22 protein-coding genes are annotated in these 21,068 nt (G+C 69.3%); 16 read left to right on the top strand and 6 right to left on the bottom strand.

What is annotated here, in order from left to right:
- Nucleotides 1-36 precede the first annotated feature (36 nt).
- A complete protein-coding gene (locus tag ACUZ2Y_RS11760) occupies nucleotides 37-1,362 on the top strand; it encodes a ferredoxin reductase family protein (protein ID WP_476329825.1) in 1,326 nt (441 codons plus the stop codon).
- Between the two features lie 4 nt (nucleotides 1,363-1,366).
- Here the strand turns inward: ACUZ2Y_RS11760 and ACUZ2Y_RS11765 are convergent, their stop codons facing one another.
- The gene (locus ACUZ2Y_RS11765) at nucleotides 1,367-2,881 is read right to left on the bottom strand and encodes an alkaline phosphatase D family protein (protein WP_476329828.1); all 1,515 of its coding nucleotides are present in this window, start codon (nucleotides 2,879-2,881) and stop codon (nucleotides 1,367-1,369) included.
- A gap of 115 nt (nucleotides 2,882-2,996) precedes the next feature.
- On the opposite strand from ACUZ2Y_RS11765, the gene ACUZ2Y_RS11770 reads away from it, so the two are divergent.
- Nucleotides 2,997-3,830, top strand: coding sequence for a helix-turn-helix domain-containing protein (locus ACUZ2Y_RS11770; protein ID WP_476329831.1), 834 nt, complete (start codon nucleotides 2,997-2,999; stop codon nucleotides 3,828-3,830).
- 6 nt (nucleotides 3,831-3,836) lie between these two features.
- Nucleotides 3,837-4,010 carry a DUF397 domain-containing protein gene (locus ACUZ2Y_RS11775; protein ID WP_476329834.1) on the top strand — a complete coding sequence of 58 codons (174 nt, stop codon included), beginning with the start codon at nucleotides 3,837-3,839 and terminating at the stop codon, nucleotides 4,008-4,010.
- A 3-nt stretch (nucleotides 4,011-4,013) separates the two neighbouring features.
- Here ACUZ2Y_RS11775 and ACUZ2Y_RS11780 read toward each other — a convergent pair whose 3' ends face one another.
- Entirely contained in the window at nucleotides 4,014-4,385 is a 372-nt protein-coding gene (locus tag ACUZ2Y_RS11780) for a DUF6223 family protein (RefSeq protein ID WP_476329836.1), read from the bottom strand.
- A 163-nt stretch (nucleotides 4,386-4,548) separates the two neighbouring features.
- On the opposite strand from ACUZ2Y_RS11780, the gene ACUZ2Y_RS11785 reads away from it, so the two are divergent.
- Both ACUZ2Y_RS11785 and ACUZ2Y_RS11790 read left to right on the top strand, forming a co-directional pair.
- Nucleotides 4,549-5,664, top strand: a complete 1,116-nt coding sequence (locus ACUZ2Y_RS11785; RefSeq protein ID WP_476329838.1) for a sensor histidine kinase — start codon at nucleotides 4,549-4,551, stop codon at nucleotides 5,662-5,664.
- Nucleotides 5,661-6,323 (top strand): response regulator, encoded by a 663-nt coding sequence (locus ACUZ2Y_RS11790; RefSeq protein WP_476329841.1) that lies wholly within the window; start codon nucleotides 5,661-5,663, stop codon nucleotides 6,321-6,323. Before ACUZ2Y_RS11785 ends, ACUZ2Y_RS11790 begins: the two co-directional genes overlap by 4 nt.
- 48 nt (nucleotides 6,324-6,371) lie before the next feature.
- Here the strand turns inward: ACUZ2Y_RS11790 and ACUZ2Y_RS11795 are convergent, their stop codons facing one another.
- The 4 genes from ACUZ2Y_RS11795 to folC form a co-directional block, all read right to left on the bottom strand.
- Entirely contained in the window at nucleotides 6,372-6,773 is a 402-nt protein-coding gene (locus tag ACUZ2Y_RS11795; RefSeq protein ID WP_476329844.1) for a hypothetical protein, read from the bottom strand.
- 11 nt (nucleotides 6,774-6,784) lie between these two features.
- The gene (locus ACUZ2Y_RS11800) at nucleotides 6,785-7,396 is read right to left on the bottom strand and encodes a nucleotidyltransferase domain-containing protein (RefSeq protein ID WP_476329846.1); all 612 of its coding nucleotides are present in this window, start codon (nucleotides 7,394-7,396) and stop codon (nucleotides 6,785-6,787) included.
- A gap of 70 nt (nucleotides 7,397-7,466) precedes the next feature.
- Complete coding sequence (locus tag ACUZ2Y_RS11805) at nucleotides 7,467-7,835, bottom strand: DUF4233 domain-containing protein (protein ID WP_476329849.1); 369 nt, start codon at nucleotides 7,833-7,835, stop codon at nucleotides 7,467-7,469.
- A complete protein-coding gene (gene folC / locus ACUZ2Y_RS11810) occupies nucleotides 7,832-9,199 on the bottom strand; it encodes a bifunctional tetrahydrofolate synthase/dihydrofolate synthase (RefSeq protein WP_476329852.1) in 1,368 nt (455 codons plus the stop codon). Before folC ends, ACUZ2Y_RS11805 begins: the two co-directional genes overlap by 4 nt.
- A gap of 172 nt (nucleotides 9,200-9,371) precedes the next feature.
- Here folC and ACUZ2Y_RS11815 point away from each other — a divergent pair, with 172 nt between their 5' ends.
- The 11 genes from ACUZ2Y_RS11815 to ACUZ2Y_RS11865 all read left to right on the top strand — a co-directional run bounded on the left by ACUZ2Y_RS11815 (nucleotide 9,372) and on the right by ACUZ2Y_RS11865 (nucleotide 21,023).
- Nucleotides 9,372-10,616, top strand: a complete 1,245-nt coding sequence (locus ACUZ2Y_RS11815; RefSeq protein WP_476329855.1) for an ATP-grasp domain-containing protein — start codon at nucleotides 9,372-9,374, stop codon at nucleotides 10,614-10,616.
- Nucleotides 10,613-11,413: a Rossmann-like domain-containing protein gene (locus tag ACUZ2Y_RS11820; protein ID WP_476329858.1), complete on the top strand. Its 801-nt coding sequence runs from the start codon at nucleotides 10,613-10,615 to the stop codon at nucleotides 11,411-11,413. The genes ACUZ2Y_RS11815 and ACUZ2Y_RS11820 overlap by 4 nt, the downstream gene beginning before the upstream one ends.
- On the top strand, nucleotides 11,410-12,468 hold the full coding sequence (locus tag ACUZ2Y_RS11825; RefSeq protein WP_476329861.1) for a PLP-dependent cysteine synthase family protein: 1,059 nt from the start codon (nucleotides 11,410-11,412) through the stop codon (nucleotides 12,466-12,468). Before ACUZ2Y_RS11820 ends, ACUZ2Y_RS11825 begins: the two co-directional genes overlap by 4 nt.
- On the top strand, nucleotides 12,465-13,472 hold the full coding sequence (locus tag ACUZ2Y_RS11830) for a dipeptide epimerase (protein WP_476329864.1): 1,008 nt from the start codon (nucleotides 12,465-12,467) through the stop codon (nucleotides 13,470-13,472). The genes ACUZ2Y_RS11825 and ACUZ2Y_RS11830 overlap by 4 nt, the downstream gene beginning before the upstream one ends.
- Nucleotides 13,473-13,848: 376 nt before the next feature.
- Entirely contained in the window at nucleotides 13,849-15,018 is a 1,170-nt protein-coding gene (locus ACUZ2Y_RS11835) for an MFS transporter (protein ID WP_476329867.1), read from the top strand.
- Nucleotides 15,015-15,794, top strand: a complete 780-nt coding sequence (locus ACUZ2Y_RS11840; RefSeq protein ID WP_476329870.1) for a class I SAM-dependent methyltransferase — start codon at nucleotides 15,015-15,017, stop codon at nucleotides 15,792-15,794. The genes ACUZ2Y_RS11835 and ACUZ2Y_RS11840 overlap by 4 nt, the downstream gene beginning before the upstream one ends.
- Nucleotides 15,795-15,807: 13 nt before the next feature.
- Nucleotides 15,808-17,346, top strand: coding sequence for an ABC transporter substrate-binding protein (locus ACUZ2Y_RS11845; protein WP_476329874.1), 1,539 nt, complete (start codon nucleotides 15,808-15,810; stop codon nucleotides 17,344-17,346).
- Nucleotides 17,343-18,293 (top strand): ABC transporter permease, encoded by a 951-nt coding sequence (locus ACUZ2Y_RS11850; RefSeq protein ID WP_476329877.1) that lies wholly within the window; start codon nucleotides 17,343-17,345, stop codon nucleotides 18,291-18,293. The genes ACUZ2Y_RS11845 and ACUZ2Y_RS11850 overlap by 4 nt, the downstream gene beginning before the upstream one ends.
- Nucleotides 18,290-19,066, top strand: coding sequence for an ABC transporter permease (locus ACUZ2Y_RS11855; protein ID WP_476329879.1), 777 nt, complete (start codon nucleotides 18,290-18,292; stop codon nucleotides 19,064-19,066). The genes ACUZ2Y_RS11850 and ACUZ2Y_RS11855 overlap by 4 nt, the downstream gene beginning before the upstream one ends.
- Nucleotides 19,063-20,496 (top strand): ABC transporter ATP-binding protein, encoded by a 1,434-nt coding sequence (locus ACUZ2Y_RS11860; RefSeq protein WP_476329882.1) that lies wholly within the window; start codon nucleotides 19,063-19,065, stop codon nucleotides 20,494-20,496. The genes ACUZ2Y_RS11855 and ACUZ2Y_RS11860 overlap by 4 nt, the downstream gene beginning before the upstream one ends.
- Nucleotides 20,493-21,023, top strand: coding sequence for a GNAT family N-acetyltransferase (locus ACUZ2Y_RS11865; RefSeq protein WP_476329885.1), 531 nt, complete (start codon nucleotides 20,493-20,495; stop codon nucleotides 21,021-21,023). The genes ACUZ2Y_RS11860 and ACUZ2Y_RS11865 overlap by 4 nt, the downstream gene beginning before the upstream one ends.
- Nucleotides 21,024-21,068: the final 45 nt, after the last annotated feature.

Genomic DNA, 21,068 nt, shown 5'->3' on the forward strand with positions numbered 1-21,068 from the left:
TAGAGACGGCAAGGGCGACGACGAGAGGCAGCGACAATGGCGACGAGTCCCCAAGGCAGGCGCTCCGTGCCGCCGGTCGTTCAGGCACGGTGGGCGCTGTGGGCGTTCGTGCTGGTCAACCTGGGGATTGTCGAGGCCCTGTTTTTCACCAGCGGCACCGGCAAGAACTCGATCCTCACCGTCGCCAAGTTCGTCGGCTTGCACGCCGCCCTGCTCATGATGTTCCAACTGCTGTTGGTCGCCCGGCTGCCGTGGCTGGACCGCCGCATCGGCATGGATCGCCTGACGGTGTGGCACCGGTGGACCGGCTTCACCCTGCTCTGGACCGTCCTCACCCACGCCACGCTGGTCGTGCTCGGCTACGCGACGCTGGACAACGCGTCGATGGCGCGCACCTTCCTCGCCCTGGCCGGGGTGCCCGCGTCCCTGCTGGGCATGATCGCCGCCGCCACCATCATCACGATCGCGGCAACTTCTCTGCGGTCGGTCCGACGCAGGCTTCAGTACGAGACCTGGCACGCTCTGCACCTGCTGGTGTACCTGGCGATTTCCGTGGCGTTCGTCCACCAGCTCCTGGAGACAACGACGTTCAAGTCCTCCACGTTCGCCGTCGGCTACTGGTGGACGCTGTGGATCGTCGCCGTCGGCTCCCTGCTCATCGGGCGGATCGCCATGCCGGTGTGGCGCAACGCCTACCACCGGTTCCGGGTCCAGGCCGTGGTGCCGGAGTCGGACAACGTGGTGTCCGTGCACGTCACCGGCCAACACCTCGACCGGCTCCCGGCCAAGGCGGGTCAGTTCTTCATCTGGCGGTTCCCCGGGCACAACCACTGGTGGCTGGCCAACCCGTTCTCGCTGTCCGCGGCACCCGACGGCCGTTCCCTGCGCCTCACGGCCAAAGCGGTCGGCACCGCCAGCGCGGGCCTGCGGCACGTCCCGGTCGGGACCCGCGTGTTCATGGAGGGACCGTACGGCGCGTTCACGTCACTGCAGCGGACGCGGCCCGGCACGCTGCTGATCGCGGGCGGGGTCGGGATCACCCCCATCCGCGCGTTGCTGGAGGAGCGGTCGACCGAGGACTTCGTCGTGCTCTACCGGGTGCGCGACGAAAGCGACGCGGTGCTGCTCAGCGAGGTGCGCCGGCTGACCCACGGCGGCAGGCTGCACCTGCTCACCGGCCGGACCAGGGACGGAGCTCGGCCGTTCGAGCCGGACACTCTCCGTTCCCTGGTCCCCGACATCACCGAGCGCGACGTCTACGTCTGCGGCCCACCCGCGATGACCTCCTCGGTGCTGAGCGGCCTCCGAGCGATCGGAGTGCCGAATACGCAGGTGCACGCCGAGAAATTCAGCATGGCCTGACCCGTCAGCGTTGCGGGGTGAGGGTCTTGGACCAGAGTGCGGTGCCCTTGCCGTCGCGCAGGTGGACGGTCAGCTCGCCGGTGGGTCCGTCGATCTCGACGTCGCCGAAGTGCTGGAAGCCGTCCATGGGTGAGGTGTTCGCGGCCGGTGGGGCGTGGACGAAGACGGCTTCGGGGCCGAACGTCGGGTCGAGGGTGTTCGGGCCGAACGCGCCCGCGTTGAGGGGGCCGGAGACGAACTCCCAGAACGGGTCGAAGTCGCCGATGGCGGCGCGGTCCGGGGAGTAGTGGTGGGCGGCGGTGTAGTGAACGTCGGCGGTCAGCCAGACGACGTTGCGCACGCGGTTTCGGGCGAGGGAACGCAGCACCCAGGCGATCTCGTGCTCGCGGCCGCCGGGGGCGCCGGGCAGGCCGTTGGCGACACCTTCGATGTCGGTGCCGTCCGGGACGATCAGGCCGACGGGCAGGTCGGCGGCGACGATCTTCCAGGTCGCCTTGCTGTTGGACAGGCCGTCGACCAGCCATTTCGCCTGCGCTTCGCCGAGGACGCGGCCGACGCCGGTCTTGGGCGAGGTGTTGGCGTCCTTGTAGGAGCGCATGTCGAGGACGAAGACCTCAAGGTGCTTGCCGTACCGGAAGCTGCGGTAGATCCGACCGTCCACGGCGCGGCGAGGGTCTACGGGCATCCACTCGTGGAAGGCCTGGAAGGCGCGGGCGGCGAGGACGTCCACGCGCTTCTCGGTGTACTGCGGGGAGGTCAGGATCTCGCCGGGGTACCAGTTGTTGACGACCTCATGATCATCCCATTGCACGACCGAAGGGGTGCGCGCGGCGAAGGCGCGGACGTTGTCGTCGAGCAGGTTGTAGGCGAACTGGCCACGGTATTCGGTGAGGGTCTCGGCGACCTTGAGCTTCTCGGGGGTGACGATGTTGCGCCAGATCCGGCCGTCCGGGAGGGTCACGGATTCCTTGAGCGGGCCGTCGGCGTAGACGGTGTCGCCGCTGTTGATGAAGAAGTCGGGGCGGCAGGCGGCCATCGCGGCGAAGGCGGTCATGCCGCCGATGTCGGGGTTGATGCCCCAGCCTTGGCCCGCGACGTCGCCGGACCAGGTGAAGCGGACGTCCTCGCGGCCCATGGGGGCGGTGCGGAAGGAGCCGGTCAGCGGCTCGCTGACGGCGCGGTCGTCTTCGGCGCGGACGCGGTAGTGGATCTCGCGGCCGGGCGGGAGGCCGGTGAGGCGGAGCTTGCCGGTGCCGTCGGTGTCGAGGGTGAGCAGCGGGCCGCGTAACTGGCGGGCGTTGCGGAAGTCGGGGTCCTTGGCGACCTCGACGAGCATGCGGGAGGGCCGGTCGGCGCGGGTCCAGACGATGGCGCCGTCGGCGGTGACGTCTCCGGTTTGGACGCCGTGGGTCAGGACGGGTCGCGCGGTGGGGGCGGCGATGGCGATGCCGGGGAGGGCGATGCCGGCGGCTGCGGTGATGCCTCCGGCGCGCAGGAGGGTGCGGCGGTTGATGGTCATGGCCTGGTTGTAGGCGGCGGAGGTCAACGGAGGAGAGATTGGAGGTTTCGCCAGGCGAAACGGCTCAGCTATTCGAGTGATGCTGTGTAGTCGGAACACCTGATCTCATGGAGTCATGAACGATCGAGTTCCGGCCCGGGCGCGTGCGTTGGCGGCGGAGTTGAAGGTGTTGCGGGAGCGGTCGGGGTTGACGACCCGGGCGGCGGCGAAGCGATTGGGGACGTCAATCGCCAGCCTGAACCGGTCGGAGACCGGCAGACGGACAGCGAGCGTGGCCGATGTGTCGGCCTTGCTGGCCATCTATGGAGTCACCGGACCAGATCGTGCACGGATCATGGGCTTGGCCGAGAAGGACGAGACCACCGGTTGGTGGGGTCTGGCGATGCGAGCACACCTCCTCGAAGCGCTGATCCACTTCGAATCCCACGCCGAATCCTTCGTGGAATATTCATCGCTCCTGGTCCCTGGGTTTTTGCAGACCGCCGACTACGCCCGAGCCGTGATCGGGGCAGGTCCTTACGATGCCGCCGAGGTGGATCGGCGAGTCGCAGTTCGCCTTGAGCGCCAGAAGGTCTTGTTCAAGCGGGTTCGACCGGGTTATCGGCTGTTCTTGGATGAAGCAGTGCTTCGCAGGCCGATTGGTGGATCGGCGACCATGGCCGCACAGGTCGGCTGGCTGATGGACATGGCAAACCAACCGAACATCACCATTCATGTGATCCCGTTCCGCCACGGCTACTACGAAATGTCGGCCTCCTTCTCGATTCTGGAGTTCACGACCCTGCCGCGACTGGTCTACGTGGAGAACGGCAACGCATCCGGCTTCCCGGAGCCCGCCGACATCGACAGCTACCTTGAGACCGTGGGTAGGCTGATGAGGGTGGCCCTGGACTCCTCCGATTCGGTGGAGTTTCTGGCCAGAATGGCGGCCGATCACGAGCGGGGATGAAACAACATGCACGGAGCGTGGCGGAAGTCGAGCCGCAGCGACCACGCCGGCGCTTGTGTGGAGGTGGCGTACTCCACGACAGTCCGCGTCCGTGATTCCAAGAACCCCACCGGCGGCACCCTGACCTTGCCGCCGGTCGCCTGGTCACCCGAGCGTCTCGCGAACCTTCGGTCCGCCTAGGGCTCAGGCCGTGCTGCGGGCCCGAGCCAACCAGCCGAGGCCCGCGCCGATCAGTCCGACCACCAACGCCGCGAAGCCCCCGACGATCCCGGCACCCGTGCCCGGGCCGCCCTCGGCGGCGGCCACGACCAACGCCCCGATAACCGCGCCTGCCACTCCCATCACCAACGCCGCGACGGCCTTCCCACCCCGACGACGGGACAGGGCCATCCCGCCGACGACCACTCCCGCCAGCCCCAGCGCCACACCCACCAGCGACCAGAAGCGCCCGCCGGTCATGGTGTACGAACTGACAGCGTCCTGCGCCAACACGTGCTCGGCAAACAGATGACCCATAGCCATGGTGTGCTCCTTCTCCTTCAGCGAACTGGACACCGCTGATCCTGTCCGCCGGACCCACCGCCCGTCGTTGTGTGGACGCAGACACTTCGCGCTGCCACGGGTGCCGCAGGGGGCGTGGAAGTACCGCGTCCGCGGTAGTCCGAGGATCGTCCGTGCGTAGGAGTTCGCCGGGCGGGTGTCCGGCTACTGTCCACTTATGACCAGGGGCCGGATCAGTCTCGGAGACTGGGGAATCGCCATCGGCGTGGCGGCGACCCTGGTGGTCGCCGGGCTGTCCAGGGACCTCCCCGCGACGGCCCTCGACCCACTTGGCTATGCGTTGCTGGCCGCCGGTGGTCTGGCGCTGGCCGCGCGCCGGTGGGCTCCGGTGGCTGTGCTGGCCGTGACCGGGTTGTGCGCGTTGGGCTATCAGGTGATCGGGTTCGATGTGCCGGTCGTCGCGTATCTGTTCGCGGTGTATGCCTCGGTGCGGGCGGGACACCGGCTTGTCACCGTGGCGGGTTCGGTGATCATGTTGGCCGCGCTCCCGCTCGCGATCCTGGCCGCTCCCCACGGCTGGCAGCTGGGCGAGGCGTTCACCCAGTCCCGCAACGTCCTCGAAATCGCCTGGCTGATCGCCGCCGGGGCGGCGGGTGAAGCACTGCGACAGGCTGAGCGCCGCGCCGACGAGGCCGAGCGCACCCGCGAGGAAACCGCGCGCCGCCGCGCTGACGAGGAGCGCCTGCACATCGCGCGGGAGTTGCACGATTCGCTTACCCACCAGATCTCCGTGATCAAAGTGCAGGCGGAAGTCGCCGTCCACCTGGCCCGCAAGCGGGGTGAACAGGTGCCTGACTCCCTGCTGGCGATCCGGGACGCAGGCCGCGAGGCGGCCCGGGAACTGCGCGCCACCCTGGAAGCGCTGCGCGACGACGACAAGCACCCGCCGCACGGGCTCGCCGACGTCCCGGACCTGGTGCGGCGGGCCCGCACGACCGGCTTGGACGCGAAGCTGACGATCGAAGGACACCGAGACGACCTGCCCGCCGCGGTGGAGCGGACCGCGTACCGGATCGTCCAGGAGTCGCTGACCAACATCGCCCGGCACGCAGCCGCCGCGACCGCGTCGGTCCGGATCGACCACCGCCCGGACGCCCTGGTCATCCAGGTCGACGACGACGGCAAGGCCACCTCGGACACCGCGCCGGTGCCCGGCGTCGGGCTGCTCGGGATGCGCGAGCGGGTCACCGCCCTCGGCGGCCACCTTAGGGCGGCGCCGCGTGGTGAGGGCGGTTTCACCGTCCAAGCCGAACTTCCGGTGGACCGAACGTGATCCGGGTCCTGCTGGTCGACGACCAGCCGCTCATCCGCAGCGGATTCCGTGCCATGCTTGATATCGAGGACGACATCGAGGTGGTGGCCGAGGCCGCCAACGGCGGCGAGGGCGTGGAACTGGCCAGGCGGCACCTGCCCGACATCGCGCTCATCGATATCCAGATGCCCTTGGTCGACGGCATCGAGGCGACCCGCCGCATCGCCGCGGACCCCGCCTTGGCCGCGGTGCACGTCGTCATCCTGACCAACTACGGCCTGGACGAGTACGTCTTCAACGCCCTGCGCGCCGGCGCAGCCGGCTTTCTCGTCAAGGACATAGAGCCGGAAGACTTCCTCCACGCCGTCCGCGTAGCCGCCCGGGGCGACGCCCTGCTGGCACCGTCGATCACCCGCAAACTGATCAACCGCTACGTCAGCCAGCCTCTCGACACGGGCACACCCACAGGCCTGAAGGAACTGACCAACCGCGAACGCGAGGCCGTCGCCCTGGTCGCTCAGGGCCTGTCCAACGACGAGATCGCCGACCGCATGGTGATCAGCCCGCTGACCGCGAAAACCCACGTCAACCGGGCCATGGTCAAACTCCACGCCCGCGACCGCGCCCAACTCGTCGTCTTCGCCTACGAGTCCGGCCTGGTCGCCCCGCGCGGCTCCTGACCTGCACGGTCCCGGAGTCGCCCTTCGTCTTGGGCACCTTCGGACTGACTAATTTCTGCCGTGATCTCGACGGGCTTGCTCCACCAACGTTTCGGCTGCCCTGCCCGCACGCTTAAACTCATCAGCAGTGGGAGAAGTGTGACTGTAGCCGGACTTCGTCTTCAGCTTGAGCAAGGTGCCGAGGTGCTTCGCGGCGTCCTTGTTCGCCTTGGTCAGGAGGCTGATCGCATCCGCGTGGTTCTCGCCTTGGGCGTGCTCACCGAGCCTGACGCAGCAGATGACATCCGAGGCCGCGATGCCGGCGTGAACGCACAAAGTCACGTAAGCGTCAGCGACGTCGTCGCTCTCATCGGCCATCTCGCGAATGAGGATCGCCGCGTCCAGGAACTGGCCTGCCTTGCGGAGCCGTCCACGCTGGATACCGCCATCGCACGGCTGTGTCCGCACCATCAGACATTGCCCTATCGCAGTTGCTTGGTGAGCCAGGAACGGTCTCCGGCCACAGTGAGCCCGTGACCCAAGACGTCACGCAGAACCGGCTCTTGGGCGCCACGCGATCCGACCTCGTCGGTGGTGAACTCGAGCGGCCGAACATCATTGCCGGTCCATCGGGTGATCTCGGCGACCAAGGTGTCGACGTGCGATGTCCACACGTCGTCATCCACCTGGTTCGGGCGCACCAAAAGCAGATCCAAATCGCTCGTCACCGTCATCGAATCAGTCGCGGCTGAGCCGAAAACGGCGGCATAGACCGGTGGAACCGCCCAGGAGGCCAGGCGCTCCTCAATTCGACTGAGAAGGGTTTCCTTGATCCGGGAGAGCCCGATGATGTGCGGCGCGGCCAGATGGTCGTGGTTCAACCGGTATTCGAAGGCCTGGCCGACCTTGTTCGACCGCACGACACCCTGCTCGACCAGGCGCTTGAGTGCCTTGCGAACACCTTCGATCGAACGCTGGCCCAGCATTCTGTGCAGCTGGCCGGAAGTAAAAGCGGAATCGGCCGCCGCCAAGAGGGCGAGGACGTCCCCGTCCAGCGTCGGTGTGACCGTCGACAATGGCCGCCCAAGCTCCATGGGCACCAACTATAGTACAGGTAGGCGAACTATAGTACGCATACACCAACTATAGTGCGCGATGCTTGACTTACTCCTGCTGGCTGGTGAGCCTGCCCTCGGCCATCCGCTTCTCGACGTCCTGGCGCAGCCACAGCATCCACGCCCACGCCAGCCCGAAGATCACGCCGATAGCGCCTAGAGCAGGCAGTGCGAAGAAGCACAGGATCATCACGCCCTGCAGGCCGACAGCGACCCACGTGCCCCACGGTTTGCCGACAACACCGCAAGCCAGGATCAGGGCCAGGCCAAGCGACCCGACGAGCCAGCCCTGCCAGGTGGCCAGGCCGCCGTCCGTCTTCGCGATGATCAACAGGGCCAGCATGACCACGATGGCTTCGAGGATGAGCATCGCGGACATGACGCCGCGGAAGCCCTTCATGGGGTCCGGGGCAGTCATGCGGGCTCCTTGCCGAACATCGCGCGCACGTCGCCCGCGGTGACGACCGAGCCGGTGGCCACCACTCCGCCGCCGGACATCGAGTCGCGCGGGTCCGCGGTGGTCTCGGCGAGGGTGACCGCTGTGTCGATGGCATCCAGCAGGCGGTGTTGGACGATCACGCGGTCTTCACCGAAGATCTCGATGGCCGCCGCGCCCAGCTGCTCCGGGTCCATCGCGCGGGGGGACGAGTTGGCCGTGACGACGACCTCAGTGAGCACCGGTTCCAACGCGGTCAGGATGCCGGTGACGTCCTTGTCCGCCATGACTCCCAGGACGCCGACCAGCTTGCGGAAGCCGAACTCGTCCTCCAAGGCCGCGGCCAACGCGGCGGCTCCGTGGGGGTTGTGGGCGGCGTCGACGAAGACGGTGGGTGAGGAGCGCAGGCGCTCCAACCGGCCGGGGATCACGACCGAGGCGAAGCCTTCGCGGATGGCGTCGACGTCGAGCTGACGTTCGGTGCCCGCGCCGAAAAACGCCTCGACGGCGGCCAGCGCGAGCGCCGCGTTGGCGGCTTGGTGGGCGCCGTGCAGCGGCAGGAAGATCTCGTCGTAGACACCGCCGAGGCCCTGCAGCTTGAGCATCTGGCCGCCGATGGCGACGCTGCGCTCCAGGACACCGAACTCCAGGCCCTGGCGCGCGACGACCGCGTCGACCTCGGTGGCGCGCTCGATCAGGACCCGGGCGACCTCGTTGGCCTGCTCGGCGAGCAGGGCGATCGAGTTGGGCTTGATGATGCCCGCCTTCTCCCGCGCGATGCCGAGGATGTCGGGACCGAGGTAGTCGACGTGGTCGATGCCGATCGGGCACACGACGGCGATCCGCGCGTCGGCGACGTTGGTCGCGTCCCAGCTGCCGCCGAGACCGACCTCGACCACCGCCGCGTCGACCGGGGCGTCGGCGAAGGCGGCGAACGCCATCGCGGTGAGGATCTCGAACTTGCTCAGCCTGATGTCGGACTTGGCGTCGACCATCGCGATGTACGGCTCAAGATCGCGGTAGACCTCGACGTAGCGCTCCGCGGTGATCGGCTCGTTGTCGAGGCTGATCCGCTCGGTGACCGACTGCAGGTGCGGACTGGTGAACCGGCCGGTGCGCAGGCCGATCCGGGTGAGCAGCGCGTCGACCATGCGGGTCGTGGAGCTCTTGCCGTTGGTCCCGGCGATGTGCAGCACGGGGTACGCCAGCTGCGGCTGGGCGATCACGTCGAGGAGCGCGGAGATGCGGTCGAGCGACGGCTCGATCTTCGTCTCGGGCCAGCGGGTGTCCAGTTCGGACTCGACCTGCTGCAGTTCCTCCAGCGCCCCTGGGTCCAGCTTGGGCACGCGCGTTCTCCTCGGAGGTTGCCGACATTTGACCCGCCGAGTCTACGCGCGCCCATATCGGCCACTCCCGGTCACCGTCCACGTGTCCCACGTCACCTACCTGCCGGAGTGACAAGTTACTGAAAATGATTACCATTCCCTTGTTTGCAGGCGGCGGGCGAGGGAGTGTGGCGTGGGGCATCTGTTGATGATCGAGAGCTGGGTCGGGGCGATGAGCACGCTGCTCCCCCGGGCCATCCGCGAGTCCGGCCACCGCTTCACCTTCCTCACCCGGGACCTGCACCACTACCTGCGATCCGCGCCCGCCGAGGGCACGCATCCCTTGCTGGCGGCGGAGAACGTGCTGACCAGCGAGACCAACGACGTGCCTGCGCTGCTGTCCTATGTGGAACGTATGCACGCCGTGCTGGGGTTCGACGGCGTCATCTCCTCCTGCGACTACTACCTCCCGACCGTCGCCAAGGTCGCCGCCCATCTCGGGCTGCCGGGGCCGACGCCGGATGCCGTGGAGCGCGCCAACCGCAAGGACCGCACCCGGACCACGCTCGGCGCGGCGGGCGTTCCGGGCCCGAGGTACGCCCTGGCCACGGGCTGGCCGCAGACCGCTGACGCGGCGCGGTCGCTCGGCTACCCGCTCGTGGTGAAGCCGGTGGACCTGTGCGGCGGGATGTTCGTGCGCAAGGTCGCGGGCGAGGCGGAGCTGCGCGAGGCGTTCGCCGCGCTGGAGGCGTTCCCGGTCAACGCGCGCAACCAGCCCCGGCTGCCGACCGTGCTGCTCGAAGAGCTGCTCGACGGCCCGGAGGTCAGCGTCGAGACGGTGACGGTGGCAGGCGTGACGCACGTCGTCGGGGTGACCGACAAGAGCGTCGCCGGGGAGCCGTGGTTCGTCGAGAGCGGGCACATGTTCCCCGCCGACCTCGACGGCGCCCACGCGGCCCGGGTCGCGGTGGCGGCGATCGAGGCGCTCGGGCTCGACGACATCGTCGCGCACACCGAGATCAAGCTGACCTCGACCGGACCCAAGCTCATCGAGGTCAACCCCCGCCCGGCGGGCAACCAGATCACCGAGTTGGTGCGCCGGGTCACCGGCATCGACCTGCCCGCCGTGTACGCGCAGCTCGCGGTCGGCAGGCGACCGGACCTGACGCACGCGGAGACCGGGGTGCGCAGCGCGGCGATCTCGTTCCTGCTGCCGCCGCGCTCGGGGCTGGTCGCCGAGATCGTCGGCGACGTCGACGCTCCCGGCGTCGTGGAGTGCAAGCTCAAGGCACCCGGGCACCGGGCGGGCGAGCCGACCAGCAACAACACCTACCTCGGGCACGTGATGGTCGTCGACCACGACGGCCTCGGTGCGCGCTCGACCGCCGACAAGATCGTCGATGGCCTGGACGTGCGCTACGCCGAGGACGCCGCGTGACGGCCTTCTCGTCCCTCGCCGACCTGGTCGACCACGTCCGCGCGGGCAAACTCGGACCCGATCCCGCCGGGGAGCGGATCAGCGTCGGGTTCAGCACCCAGCAGGGCGTGCGGCACGCCTCGCGGGACCAGTCCTACCGCAACAGCGTGGTCAGCCTGCGGATCGGGCAGGCCGTCGGCTCGTGCGCGGTCGAGCCGGGCACCCTCGACGACGGCGACGTCTACGACTGTGTCGGCGCGAGCGTGGCCGACTTGCTCGACCACCCGGACTCCGCGATCCGCACGGCCGCGCTCGACGCGTACCTGATGAACGCGCACCCCCACGAGACGTCCGGCGCCGAGCAGGTGACCATCCCCGCGGGGAGTTCGCTGGACAAGTCGATGGCGCGCGCGGCGGCTGTCGTCGACCTGATCGAGGCGGCCCCGGACTCGCGGGTGCTGGTCGTCGGCGTCGTGAACTCCCTGCTGCACCACCTGCGTGAACGCGGCCTGCCTTATGTGCCGTGCGACCTCAAGGGTGGTCGGACGGAGTGGGACGAGCCGGTGGTGACCGACGCCGCACGTGCCCTGGGTGACTGCGACATCGTGCTGGCGTCGGGCATGACCGTGGGCAACGGCAGCCTCGAAGCGCTGCTGGGCGCCGAACGACAGGTCGTGCTGTTCGCGCAGACCGGCAGCGCGGTGCTGCCGTGGTTCATCGGCGGTGGGGTGTCGGCGGTGTCGGCCGAGCCGTTCCCGTTCTTCTGGCTCGACGGCGGGCCGACCACGATCCACCTCTACCGCGGGGAGCCGAAGTGATCCGCGCGAACGCGCACCTGCTTGAACTCTTAGGCAAGACACCGGTCGCGTATATCGACACACCGCTGCCGCACGGGCACGGCGGCTTCTGGGCGAAGCTGGAATGTCTGAGCGCGGGTGGGATGAAGGCCCGCTCGGCGGTGGCGATGCTGCTGGCCGCGCGGGCCCGCGGCGAGCTGCGGCCGGGGGCGGCGGTGGTCGAGTCGACCAGCGGGACGCTCGGGGTCGGCTTGGCGTTCGCGGGTCAGGCGCTGGGGCACCCGGTGGTGTTGGTGGTAGACGCGGAGCTGGAGCCGTCGATGCGCGCGCTGCTGCACGCCCACGGCGCGCGGCTGGAGGTCGTCGACCGTCCACATCAGACCGGCGGGTGGCAGCAGGCCCGGCTCGACCGGCTGCGCGAGGTGTGCCGGGACCTGCCGGACGCGTTCTGGCCGGACCAGTACAACAACCCGGACAACCCGGCCGGGTACGCGACGCTCGCGCGGGAGCTGGTCGAGCAGCTCGACCGGGTCGACGTGCTGGTGTGCAGCGTCGGCACGGGCGGGCACAGCGCCGGGATCATCGAGACCCTGCGCGCGCACTGGCCGCACGTGCGGCTGGTCGGCGTGGACACGATCGGCTCGACGATCTTCGGCCAGCCCGCGCGCGCCCGGGTCATGCGTGGCCTGGGCAGCAGCATCTACCCGAGCAACGTGGCCTATGACCAGTTCGACGAGGTGCACTGGGTCGGTCCGACCGAGGTGGTCGACGCGTGCCGACGGCTAGCGCGGGATTGCTTTGTGACCGGCGGCTGGAGCACCGGCGCGGTGGCGCTGGTGTCGGCTTGGGTTGCTCGGGTCGAGGCGGGCGCGGTGGTCGCCACGGTGTTCCCGGATGGGCCGCACCGGTATCTGGGCACGATCTTCGACGACGGCTTCTGCCGCGACCGGGGTCTGTTGGGCCGTGCGGCGGATCGTCCGGTCGAGATCGGGCACGCGGAGTCGGTGGAGGTCACGGGCTGGGCCCGGTGCCGCTCGGTGACGGTGCCCAGCGCCCGTTTGGCGGTGCCCGCGTGAAGCTCGACTGGACCGTCTATGGCTTGGAGCTGACCACTCCCCTGCGCATCTCGCGCTCGACCATGTCCCGCCGCGACGCGGTGCGGGTGGCCGTGTCGTGTGATGGGCTCGTGGGGCATGGCGAGGTTGTGACCAGCGTTTACTACGGGCTGGACGTTTCGCGGATCATCGTGCTGCTCAAGGAGTTCCAGGCCGTCGCCGCCGACTTCTCCGACCCGGCGGAACTCCTTGCGGCTTTGTCTTTCGTCGATGCCCCCGGCGTCACGGCGGCAGTCGACGCGGCCCTGCACGACCTGATCGGTCAACGCCTCGGGGTGCCGGTTTGGGAATTGGTCGGTCGGGAGTGGGTCGACGCGCCCACGGCCTACACGATCGGGATCGAGCAGCCCTCGGAGGCCGCGCGTCAAGCCGCGGCGCTGGTGGCGCGGGGTTTCCGGGTGCTCAAGGTGAAGTTGGGCTCGGAGCACGACGAAGCGGTGGTGGCCGCGATCCGGGCGGTGGCGCCGGACGCGCGGCTGCTTCTCGACCCGAACGGCGGGTGGACGGCCGAGCACACCGTGCGGGTCATGGACCGGCTGTCCGACTACGAGATCGACGCGGTGGAACAGCCGATCGCGCCAGGGCAGATCGACTCCCTGGCGTGGGTCAGCGCGCGCGTCTCGGTGCCGGTGATCGCCGACGAGGACGCCGCCACGGTGGCGGACGTGCGGGCGCTCGCGGGGGCGGTGGCGGGGGTCAACATCAAGCTCGCCAAGTGCGGCGGTCTCAGCGCGGCCCGGGAGATCATCACCGCGGCCCGCGAGGGCGGGATGGACGTGATGCTCGGCTGCCTGGTGGCGAGTTCGCTGGGGATCGCCCCGGCCGTGCACCTCAGCGGCCAGGCACGCTGGATCGACCTCGACGGCCACCTCCTACTCGCCCACGACCCGTGGCAGGGCATCGGCGGCGAAGACGGCACGCTCCGACTGACCGACGCGCCCGGCCTCGGGGTGGTCCCCCGATGACCCCCACTCCCGCGAGTCGCCCCTCCCGGCAAACGAGTCGCCCCTCCCGGCAAACGAGTCGCCCCTCCGGGCGAATGAGTTCGACATTCAGGCAGTTGAGTTCGACATTCGCGCAGCACGACGTCGGTCGACAGCCACGAGAGCGGGGCGCACTAGATGACTATGAGTGCGGTCGGAGTCGATCACAGCCACATGCGAGGGCGCGTAAACCAGCCACGCCCTGTCAGCGGGCCGCGCGGCATCGACGAGTCCCAACGCCTGCGCGTTCTCGGGATGGGTTCGCCATGAATGTCGAAATCGCTTGCCTGAATGTCGAACTCATTCGCCCGGAGGGGCGACTCGTTTGCCGGACGGGGCGACTCGCGGGGGTGGGGTGGTGAAAGGGCTTCCGGTTTCGGTGCGGTTGTTGCTGGTCAACCAGTTTGGCGTCAACACCGGCTTTTACCTGCTCATTCCCTACCTCGCCACCCACCTCACCGACGACCTCGGCATGTCCATCGCCATGGTCGGCATCGTTCTCGGCGTCCGCACGCTGAGCCAGCAAGGCATGTTCCTCGTCGGCGGCTCGGCGTCCGATCGGCTGGGGCCGCGGCGGGTGATCACCGCCGGGTGTGCGTTGCGGACGCTGGGGTTCGGGATGTTCGCGGCGGGCGAGTCGCTGGCGATCCTGTTGGCCGCGTCCATCCTCAGTGGACTCGCCGGGGCACTGTTCAACCCCGCGGTTCGCGCCTACATCGCGGTCGAGGCGGACGACAAGGCCGGGGCGTTCGCGCTGTTCAACGTGTTCGCGCAGGCAGGCGCACTGCTCGGGCCGGTGCTGGGCAGCGTTCTGCTCCTCTGGGGTGACTTCCGGGTATCCGCTCTGGTGGCGGCGGGAATCTTCGCTGTCCTGACAGTCGCCCAGGCGATGGTGCTGCCGGCCAAAGCCGTGCAGCCACACGACGGGACGGTCATCGGTGACTGGCGCGAGTGCCTGGCGAACCGCCGGTTCATCGCGTTCACCCTGGCGCTGACCGGCATGTTCGCCCTGCAGAACCAGCTGTACCTGGTGCTCCCGATGGAAGCCAAACGCGCGACCGGCAGCGCGAGCAGTGTGGCCGCCGTGTTCCTGGTGTCCACTGTGGCCAGTCTGCTGTTCCAGGTCCGCGTCACCCGACTGCTCAGCGCCAAGATGGCCCGAGGGCGGGCGATCGCGCTCGGGCTCGCGGTGATGGGCGGCGGGTTCGTGGCCACAGCGCTGGACCTCGGGGTCGTCGGGGTGCTGGTCGCGACCCTCTCGCTGGCCTTCGGGGTGATGATCACGCACCCGTTCGTCTACGAACTCATCCCCACGTTCGGCCGGGAAAACCTGGCAGGCACGTATTTCGGCATGTTCTACCTCGCCTCGGGCGTCGTCGCCGCGGTGGGCAACGCGGCCATCGGCTGGGCCAGCGAGGTGAGCAACACCCTTGCCTCGCTGGTGTGCGTGGCCATCGGGCTGGTCTGCGCCGGCGCGGTGCTGGTGCTGCACCGCCGCGGCGCCCTCACGAAGGAGACCGTGGGATGAACCTGCTCACCGACAACCCCGAGCTCTACGAACAGCAGTTCCCGGACCCGGACCATGTCGCCGCCCGCTTCGTTCATGACCTCGTCACCCGCTTCGACGGCGGCCGAGACCTGCTCGACATCGGCTGCGGAACCGGCCGCGACGCCGGCTACCTGGCCGTCAACGGTTACCAGGCAACCGGCCTCGACAGCTCCGAGGCGATGGTCGAGCACGCCCGCCGCCACCACGAGCGGGTGGACTTCGTCGTCGGCGACATGCGCTCCTTCGCGCTGGGCCGCACGGTCGACGTCATCACCTGCCTGGACAGCGCCTTCCTCTACTGCCACACGAACGCCGACATCAGCGCGTTCCTCACCCGCTGCCGCGAACACCTGACACCAGGCGGCCTGCTGATCGCCGAGATGCGCAACGGCGCCTTCTTCCTCGGCAACACCGAGCTTCTCGACGACACCCGCACGCGAACCGTGACGTGGCAAGGCGTCGACTACACCTCCCGCACTTCCCTGTGGATCGACCACGCCGCCCAACTCCTGCGTCGCCGCCGCGACTGGACCTGGACCGGCCGCGCCGAGCCGCTGGTCCAACGCTCCGCATGGCGGCTGCTGTTCCCGCAGGAAATCCGCCTCCTGCTCGACCTCGCCGGATTCGACGTGCTCGCCCTGTTCGACGAACCGGGACCGCGAACGGACACACCGTGGACGCCGGACGCCGAGCTCGGGGGCTCGCTGTCCGGCGACCGCCTGCACATCGTGGCGCGCTTGCGCCCGCACCACTGAAAGGGATCTCCCCATGACCCACTTCCCCGAACTCAGCCGCCGCGGCTTCCTCGGAATCACCGCCGGACTCTCCGCGGCCACCCTCGTGGGCTGCTCGACACCGTCGGCGACCCCGGCCGCCCCGAAAGCGGGCGGACGGCTGCGGGCCGCGTTCGCGGGCGGCGGCGCCAAGGAGGTCCTCGACCCGCACCTGGCGAACCTGTTCGTCGAGGCGGCCCGGTCGAAGGCGATGTTCGACAAGCTCGCCGACCTCGGCGCCGACGTCTCCGCGCAGCCCCGGCTGGCCGAGAAGTGGGAGTCCAACGTGGAGCTGACCCGCTGGCGGATCACCCTGCGCCAGGCCGTGTTCCACGACGGCAAGCCGGTGCGCGCCCAGGACGTGCTGGCCAGCTACGCCCGCATCCTCGACCCCAAGCGCGCGTTCCGCGCCAAGTCGAGCCTGTCGCTGATCGACCTGCCGAACAGCAAAGCGATCGACGACCGGACCGTCGAGTTCGCACTGAAGCGACCGTTCATCGAGTTCCCCAACGCCCTGGCCGCGTTCGGCGCGTACATCGTCCCCGAGGGCACCGAGGACTTCACCAAGCCGGTCGGCTCAGGCCCGTTCAGCTTCGTCTCGTTCGAGCCGGGCAAGTCCGTGTTGCTGAAGAAGAACGCACAATACTGGGAAGGCGCTCCGCACCTCGACGAGCTGGAGTTCGTGATCGCCAACGAGGAGTCGGCGCGGACGAACGCGCTGCTCGGCGGGCAGGTCGAGTACGCCCACGACCTCACCCCGACCACCGCGCGGGCCCACGGCGCGAGTGACCGGATGACGATCGTCCGCTCCCCCAACAGCGCGGTGCAAGCGTTTGCGATGAAGCTCGACCGGGCGCCGTTCGACAACCGCGACCTGCGCGAGGCGATGTTCCTGCTGGCCGACCGGCCGCAGCTGGTCGAGTCGACCCTGGCGGGCAGCGGGCAGATCGGCAACGACCTGTTCGGCAAGGGTTCCCAGTACTACGCCGGTGACATCCCGCAGCGGACCCGCGACCTGGACAAGGCCAAGCACCTGATCCGCAAGGCGGGCGCCGAGGGCATGTCCATCAAACTCGACACGTCCACCGCCGCGGCCGGGATGGTCGAGGCGGCCACGATCTTCGCCGACCAGGTCAAGGGATCCGGGCTGACGATCGAGGTCGTCACCGGCAACAAGGACACCTACTGGGCCGACACGCTCAAGAACGGCTCCATGTCGAGCTTCCGCTCCGGCGCGATGCCGATCGAGACGCACATCGCGCAGCGGCTGCTGAGCACGTCGGGCACCAACGTCACCAAGTGGACCCGGCCCGAGTTCGACGCGCTGTACCAGAAGGCGGTGTCCACTGCGGACGAGAAGGCGCGCGGCGCGGTGTACGCGGAGATGCAGCGCTCGCTGCACGCTGAGGGCGGCTACCTGATGTGGGGCTTCGCGGACTGGATCGTCGGCACCGCCCGCAATGTCAGCGGTGTGGCGACGGCACCGGCGAACACGCTGGACTGGGCGCGGTTCGACAAGGTGTGGCTCGGGTGAGTCTTGGCCGCTACGCGGTGAAACGGCTGGCCTTCGGGGTCATCCAGGTCATCGCCGTCGCCACCGTGGTGTTCCTCCTGGTGCAGGCCTTGCCGGGGGACGCCGCGGTGGCGCTCGCCGGGGACGACCCGGACCCGAGGCGGATCGAGCAGATCCGGACGTCGATGGGTCTCGACCGGCCGCCGCTGGAACGATTCGGCGCTTGGCTGTGGGGCTTGGCGCACCTGGACTTCGGGGTCTCGATCGTCTCCGGCAGGCCGGTCTCGGCCTTCCTCGCCAACGGTTTGGCGCCGACGGCGGTGCTCGCGGTGCTGACTCTGGTGCTGCTGGTCCCGCTGTCGGTGATGGTCGGGGTGCTGGCGGCGCTGCGGGAAGGCGGCAGGCTGGACCGGGTGCTGACGTCGATCAGCGTCGGGCTGCATTCGATTCCTGAGTTCGCGCTGGCGGTGGTGTTGATCGCGCTGTTCGGCGTGCAACTCGCTTGGTTGCCGCCCACGGCTGTCGGGGTCGGCGGAGACCTGCTGGGACACCCTGAGGTGCTGGTGCTGCCGCTGGTCGTGCTGCTGGCCCGGCCGATCTGCTCGATCAGCAGGCTGGTGCGCGCGGGCATGATCGAGGCGCTGTCGTCGGACTACGTGCGGCACGCGCGCAGGCTGGGCCTCAGCGTCGGTCGGGTCCGGTTCGCGCATGCCCTGCCGAACGCGCTCGCGCCTGCGGTCCAGCAGGTCGCGCGGACCACGGACTGGCTGCTCGGCGGGGTGATCGTGGTGGAGGCGGTGTTCGTCATCCCCGGGCTCGGCACAACGCTCGTGGACGCGGTCGCGAGCCGTGATCTGCCTGTGGTGCAAGGACTCGCGGTGGTGTTCGCGGTGACCACGATCGCGGTGAACCTGATCGCCGACCTCGTCGCGTTCCGGCTGTCGCCGCGGGCGGTGGGGGTCCGATGAGGCGGTTCGGATCGGGTGGGCTGCTGATCGCGGTCCCGCTGCTGTTGGCGCTGCTCGGGCCGCTGTTCGTGCCCGAGACGCTGACCCGGGGCGTGCCGTTCATGCCGGATCACTTCCTGGGCACCGACTTCGTCGGGCGGGACGTGTGGCACCAGGTGTTGGCCGGTGGCCAGTCGGTGGTGCTCGTGGCGCTGCTGGCCACGGCGGGCGCGTACGTCGTCGGTGTGCCGTGGGGTGTGCTGGCGGCGACGTCGCGGGTGCGGGTGGTCGACGAGGTGCTGATGCGGCCGCTGGATCTGCTGTTGGCGATCCCGTCGCTGCTGGTGCTGATCCTGCTGGCCACGATCGCCGGACAGGGCATCGCGGTGATCGTCGGGATCGTCACGCTGATCAACTTTCCTGATGTCGCAAGGATCTCGCGGGCGGCGGCTTTGGAGATCGCCGGGCGGCCCGCGCTGGAGGCCATGCGGCTGCAGGGCGAGTCGTGGTGGCAGAAGTCCATCGTCTACATCGGACGTTCGATGGTGCGGACGTTGGCGGCGGATGTGGGTGTTCGGCTCACCGGCGCGCTGTACCTGGTGGCGTCGGCGAGCTTTCTCGGGATCGGGGTGGCGCCGGACGCGGCGGACTGGGCGGTGATGGTCGACCGCAACCGCGGCGGGCTGTTCCTGCAGCCGCTGGCCGTCGTGGTGCCCGCGCTGCTGATCGTCGCGCTGTCGATCGGGCTGAACCTGGTGTTCGACAAGGCTTTGCGGAAGGAGGCGCGGACGTGACCGTCGTGCATGTGGAGGGTCTGCGCGCCGAGACGGACACCCGGACCCTGGTCGACGGGGTGAGTTTCGCGCTGGCGGCCGGGCGGGTGTTGGCGCTGGTCGGCGAGTCGGGCAGCGGGAAGACGACCACGGGGCTGGCGTTGCTGGGCGAGCACGCGGCCGGGGTGCGGGTCAGTGGAAGCGTGACCGTGCGGGGGAACGCGGGGTTCGTGCCGCAGCACCCGTCGGCCGCGCTCAACCCGGTTCGGCGGATCGGCGCGGTGTTCCGCGAGATCGGCGACGATGCGGCGATCGCCACGGCGCTGCGGCGGGCGCGAGTGCCCGAGGAGTTGCTCGACCGGTACCCGCACCAGCTTTCCGGCGGGCAGCAGCAACGGGTCGTGCTGGCGCAGATCCTGGTCCGCGAACCGGCGGTGATCATCGCCGACGAGCCGACGACCGGCCAGGACGCCATCACCCGCGCGGAGATCGTCGCCGAGTTGGCGGAGGTCGCCCGCCAAGGTGTGGCGGTGGTGATCCTGACCCACGACCTCGATGTGGTGCGGGCGCTGGCGGACGAGATCGTGGTGCTGCGGGCGGGCCGGGTGGTCGCGGCGGGTCCGGCCGACGAGGTGCTGACCTCGCCGCGCGACGACTACACGCGGGCGCTGATCGAGGCCCAGCCCCAGATCCAGGTGCCGCCGGCCGCCGCGGACCGGGCGCCTCGGCTGGAAGTGCGGGAGCTGAGCGCCCGGCACCGGTCGGCCGACGTGCTGCACAAGGTGACGGTCGCCGCCGGAGTCGGCGAATGTCTCGGCGTGGTCGGCCGTTCCGGCAGCGGGAAGACTACCCTCGCCCGGTGCGTGGTAGGCCTGCATTCCACTTGGGACGGATCGATCCTCCTGGATGGAACTCCCCTGTCGCCGAAACGCCCGCAGCTGACGCGCGTGCAGTACGTCTTCCAGGACGCGCGTGCTTCGTTTGACGAACACCGGGCGGTGCTGGACCAGATCTCTCGGACCGCCGTGCGCTTGTGTAGTGCTTCAAAGGTTGAGGCGTCCGCTCTCGCGTTGGACGAGTTGGCGAAAGTCGGCATCAGTTCGGAGACGGCCCATCGGCGCCCGGCGGGCCTGTCCGGCGGCGAACTGCAGCGGGCCGCGCTCGTCCGGGCGCTGCTGGCCCGGCCGGATGTGCTGGTGTGCGACGAGATCACGTCCGGGCTGGACACCATCACCCAAGCGGGCCTGCTCGACCTGCTGGCGGGCTTACCGTGCACGGTCGTCCTGATCAGCCACGACCTCGGCGTCGTGTCCCGACTGGCCGACCGGATCGTCGTACTGGACAAGGGAAAGGTCGTCGAACACGGCGACGCCCACGACGTCCTGAGCGACCCTCGGCACCCCGTGACCATCGGCCTGCTCGGCCACACCATCAAGGAAGCGCAGCCATGAGCCCGTACGACATCCGGGAGGCCCGCGAAGCTGACCTCGACGGCGCCCGCGGAGTCATGTTCGACACCTTCTACCGCGAGTTCGGCTACGGCTACCGCCCCGAATGGCACGCCGACGCCGTCGACGTCAGGACCGCGTACCTGGAACCGCCGCGACACGCCCTTTTCGTGGCGGCGAAGGGCGACGAGATCGTCGCCACGACCGGCGTCCGCGCGGTCGCCCCGGCCAGCCCACCGCACCCGGCGTGGCTGGCCGAGCGGTACGCGGGCGGGACGACCGCGCAGCTGTTCCGGGTCTACGTGCGGCCGGAGCACCGGCGGTGTGGGCTGGCCCGGGAGCTGGTCCGGGCGGCCACCGAGTTCGTGGCGAACGAGCCGACGTATTCGGTGCTGTATCTGCACACGGACACGCGGGTGCCGGGGGCGGAGAGGTTCTGGCGGTCGATCGCCACGGAGGTGTACGACAACCGGGACGGGGATCCGATCGGGTTCCAGACGGTGCACTTCGAGATCCCGCTGGTCCGCTGACGTCAGCCCCGAACCAGCCACTCTCCGTACTCTTCGCTGGTGACC

The organism is Actinokineospora sp. UV203, assembly GCF_056323665.1.

Bases quoted from the DNA above. Each gene is read 5' to 3' on its own strand.
- ACUZ2Y_RS11760 (WP_476329825.1), top strand. From the start codon at position 37: ATGGCGACGAGTCCCCAAGGCAGGCGCTCCGTGCCGCCGGTCGTTCAG.
- ACUZ2Y_RS11765 (WP_476329828.1), bottom strand. From the start codon at position 2,881: ATGACCATCAACCGCCGCACCCTCCTGCGCGCCGGAGGCATCACCGCA.
- ACUZ2Y_RS11770 (WP_476329831.1), top strand. From the start codon at position 2,997: ATGAACGATCGAGTTCCGGCCCGGGCGCGTGCGTTGGCGGCGGAGTTG.
- ACUZ2Y_RS11775 (WP_476329834.1), top strand. From the start codon at position 3,837: ATGCACGGAGCGTGGCGGAAGTCGAGCCGCAGCGACCACGCCGGCGCT.
- ACUZ2Y_RS11785 (WP_476329838.1), top strand. From the start codon at position 4,549: ATGACCAGGGGCCGGATCAGTCTCGGAGACTGGGGAATCGCCATCGGC.
- ACUZ2Y_RS11795 (WP_476329844.1), bottom strand. From the start codon at position 6,773: ATGGTGCGGACACAGCCGTGCGATGGCGGTATCCAGCGTGGACGGCTC.
- ACUZ2Y_RS11800 (WP_476329846.1), bottom strand. From the start codon at position 7,396: ATGGAGCTTGGGCGGCCATTGTCGACGGTCACACCGACGCTGGACGGG.
- ACUZ2Y_RS11805 (WP_476329849.1), bottom strand. From the start codon at position 7,835: ATGACTGCCCCGGACCCCATGAAGGGCTTCCGCGGCGTCATGTCCGCG.
- ACUZ2Y_RS11840 (WP_476329870.1), top strand. From the start codon at position 15,015: ATGAACCTGCTCACCGACAACCCCGAGCTCTACGAACAGCAGTTCCCG.
- ACUZ2Y_RS11845 (WP_476329874.1), top strand. From the start codon at position 15,808: ATGACCCACTTCCCCGAACTCAGCCGCCGCGGCTTCCTCGGAATCACC.
- ACUZ2Y_RS11855 (WP_476329879.1), top strand. From the start codon at position 18,290: ATGAGGCGGTTCGGATCGGGTGGGCTGCTGATCGCGGTCCCGCTGCTG.
- ACUZ2Y_RS11865 (WP_476329885.1), top strand. From the start codon at position 20,493: ATGAGCCCGTACGACATCCGGGAGGCCCGCGAAGCTGACCTCGACGGC.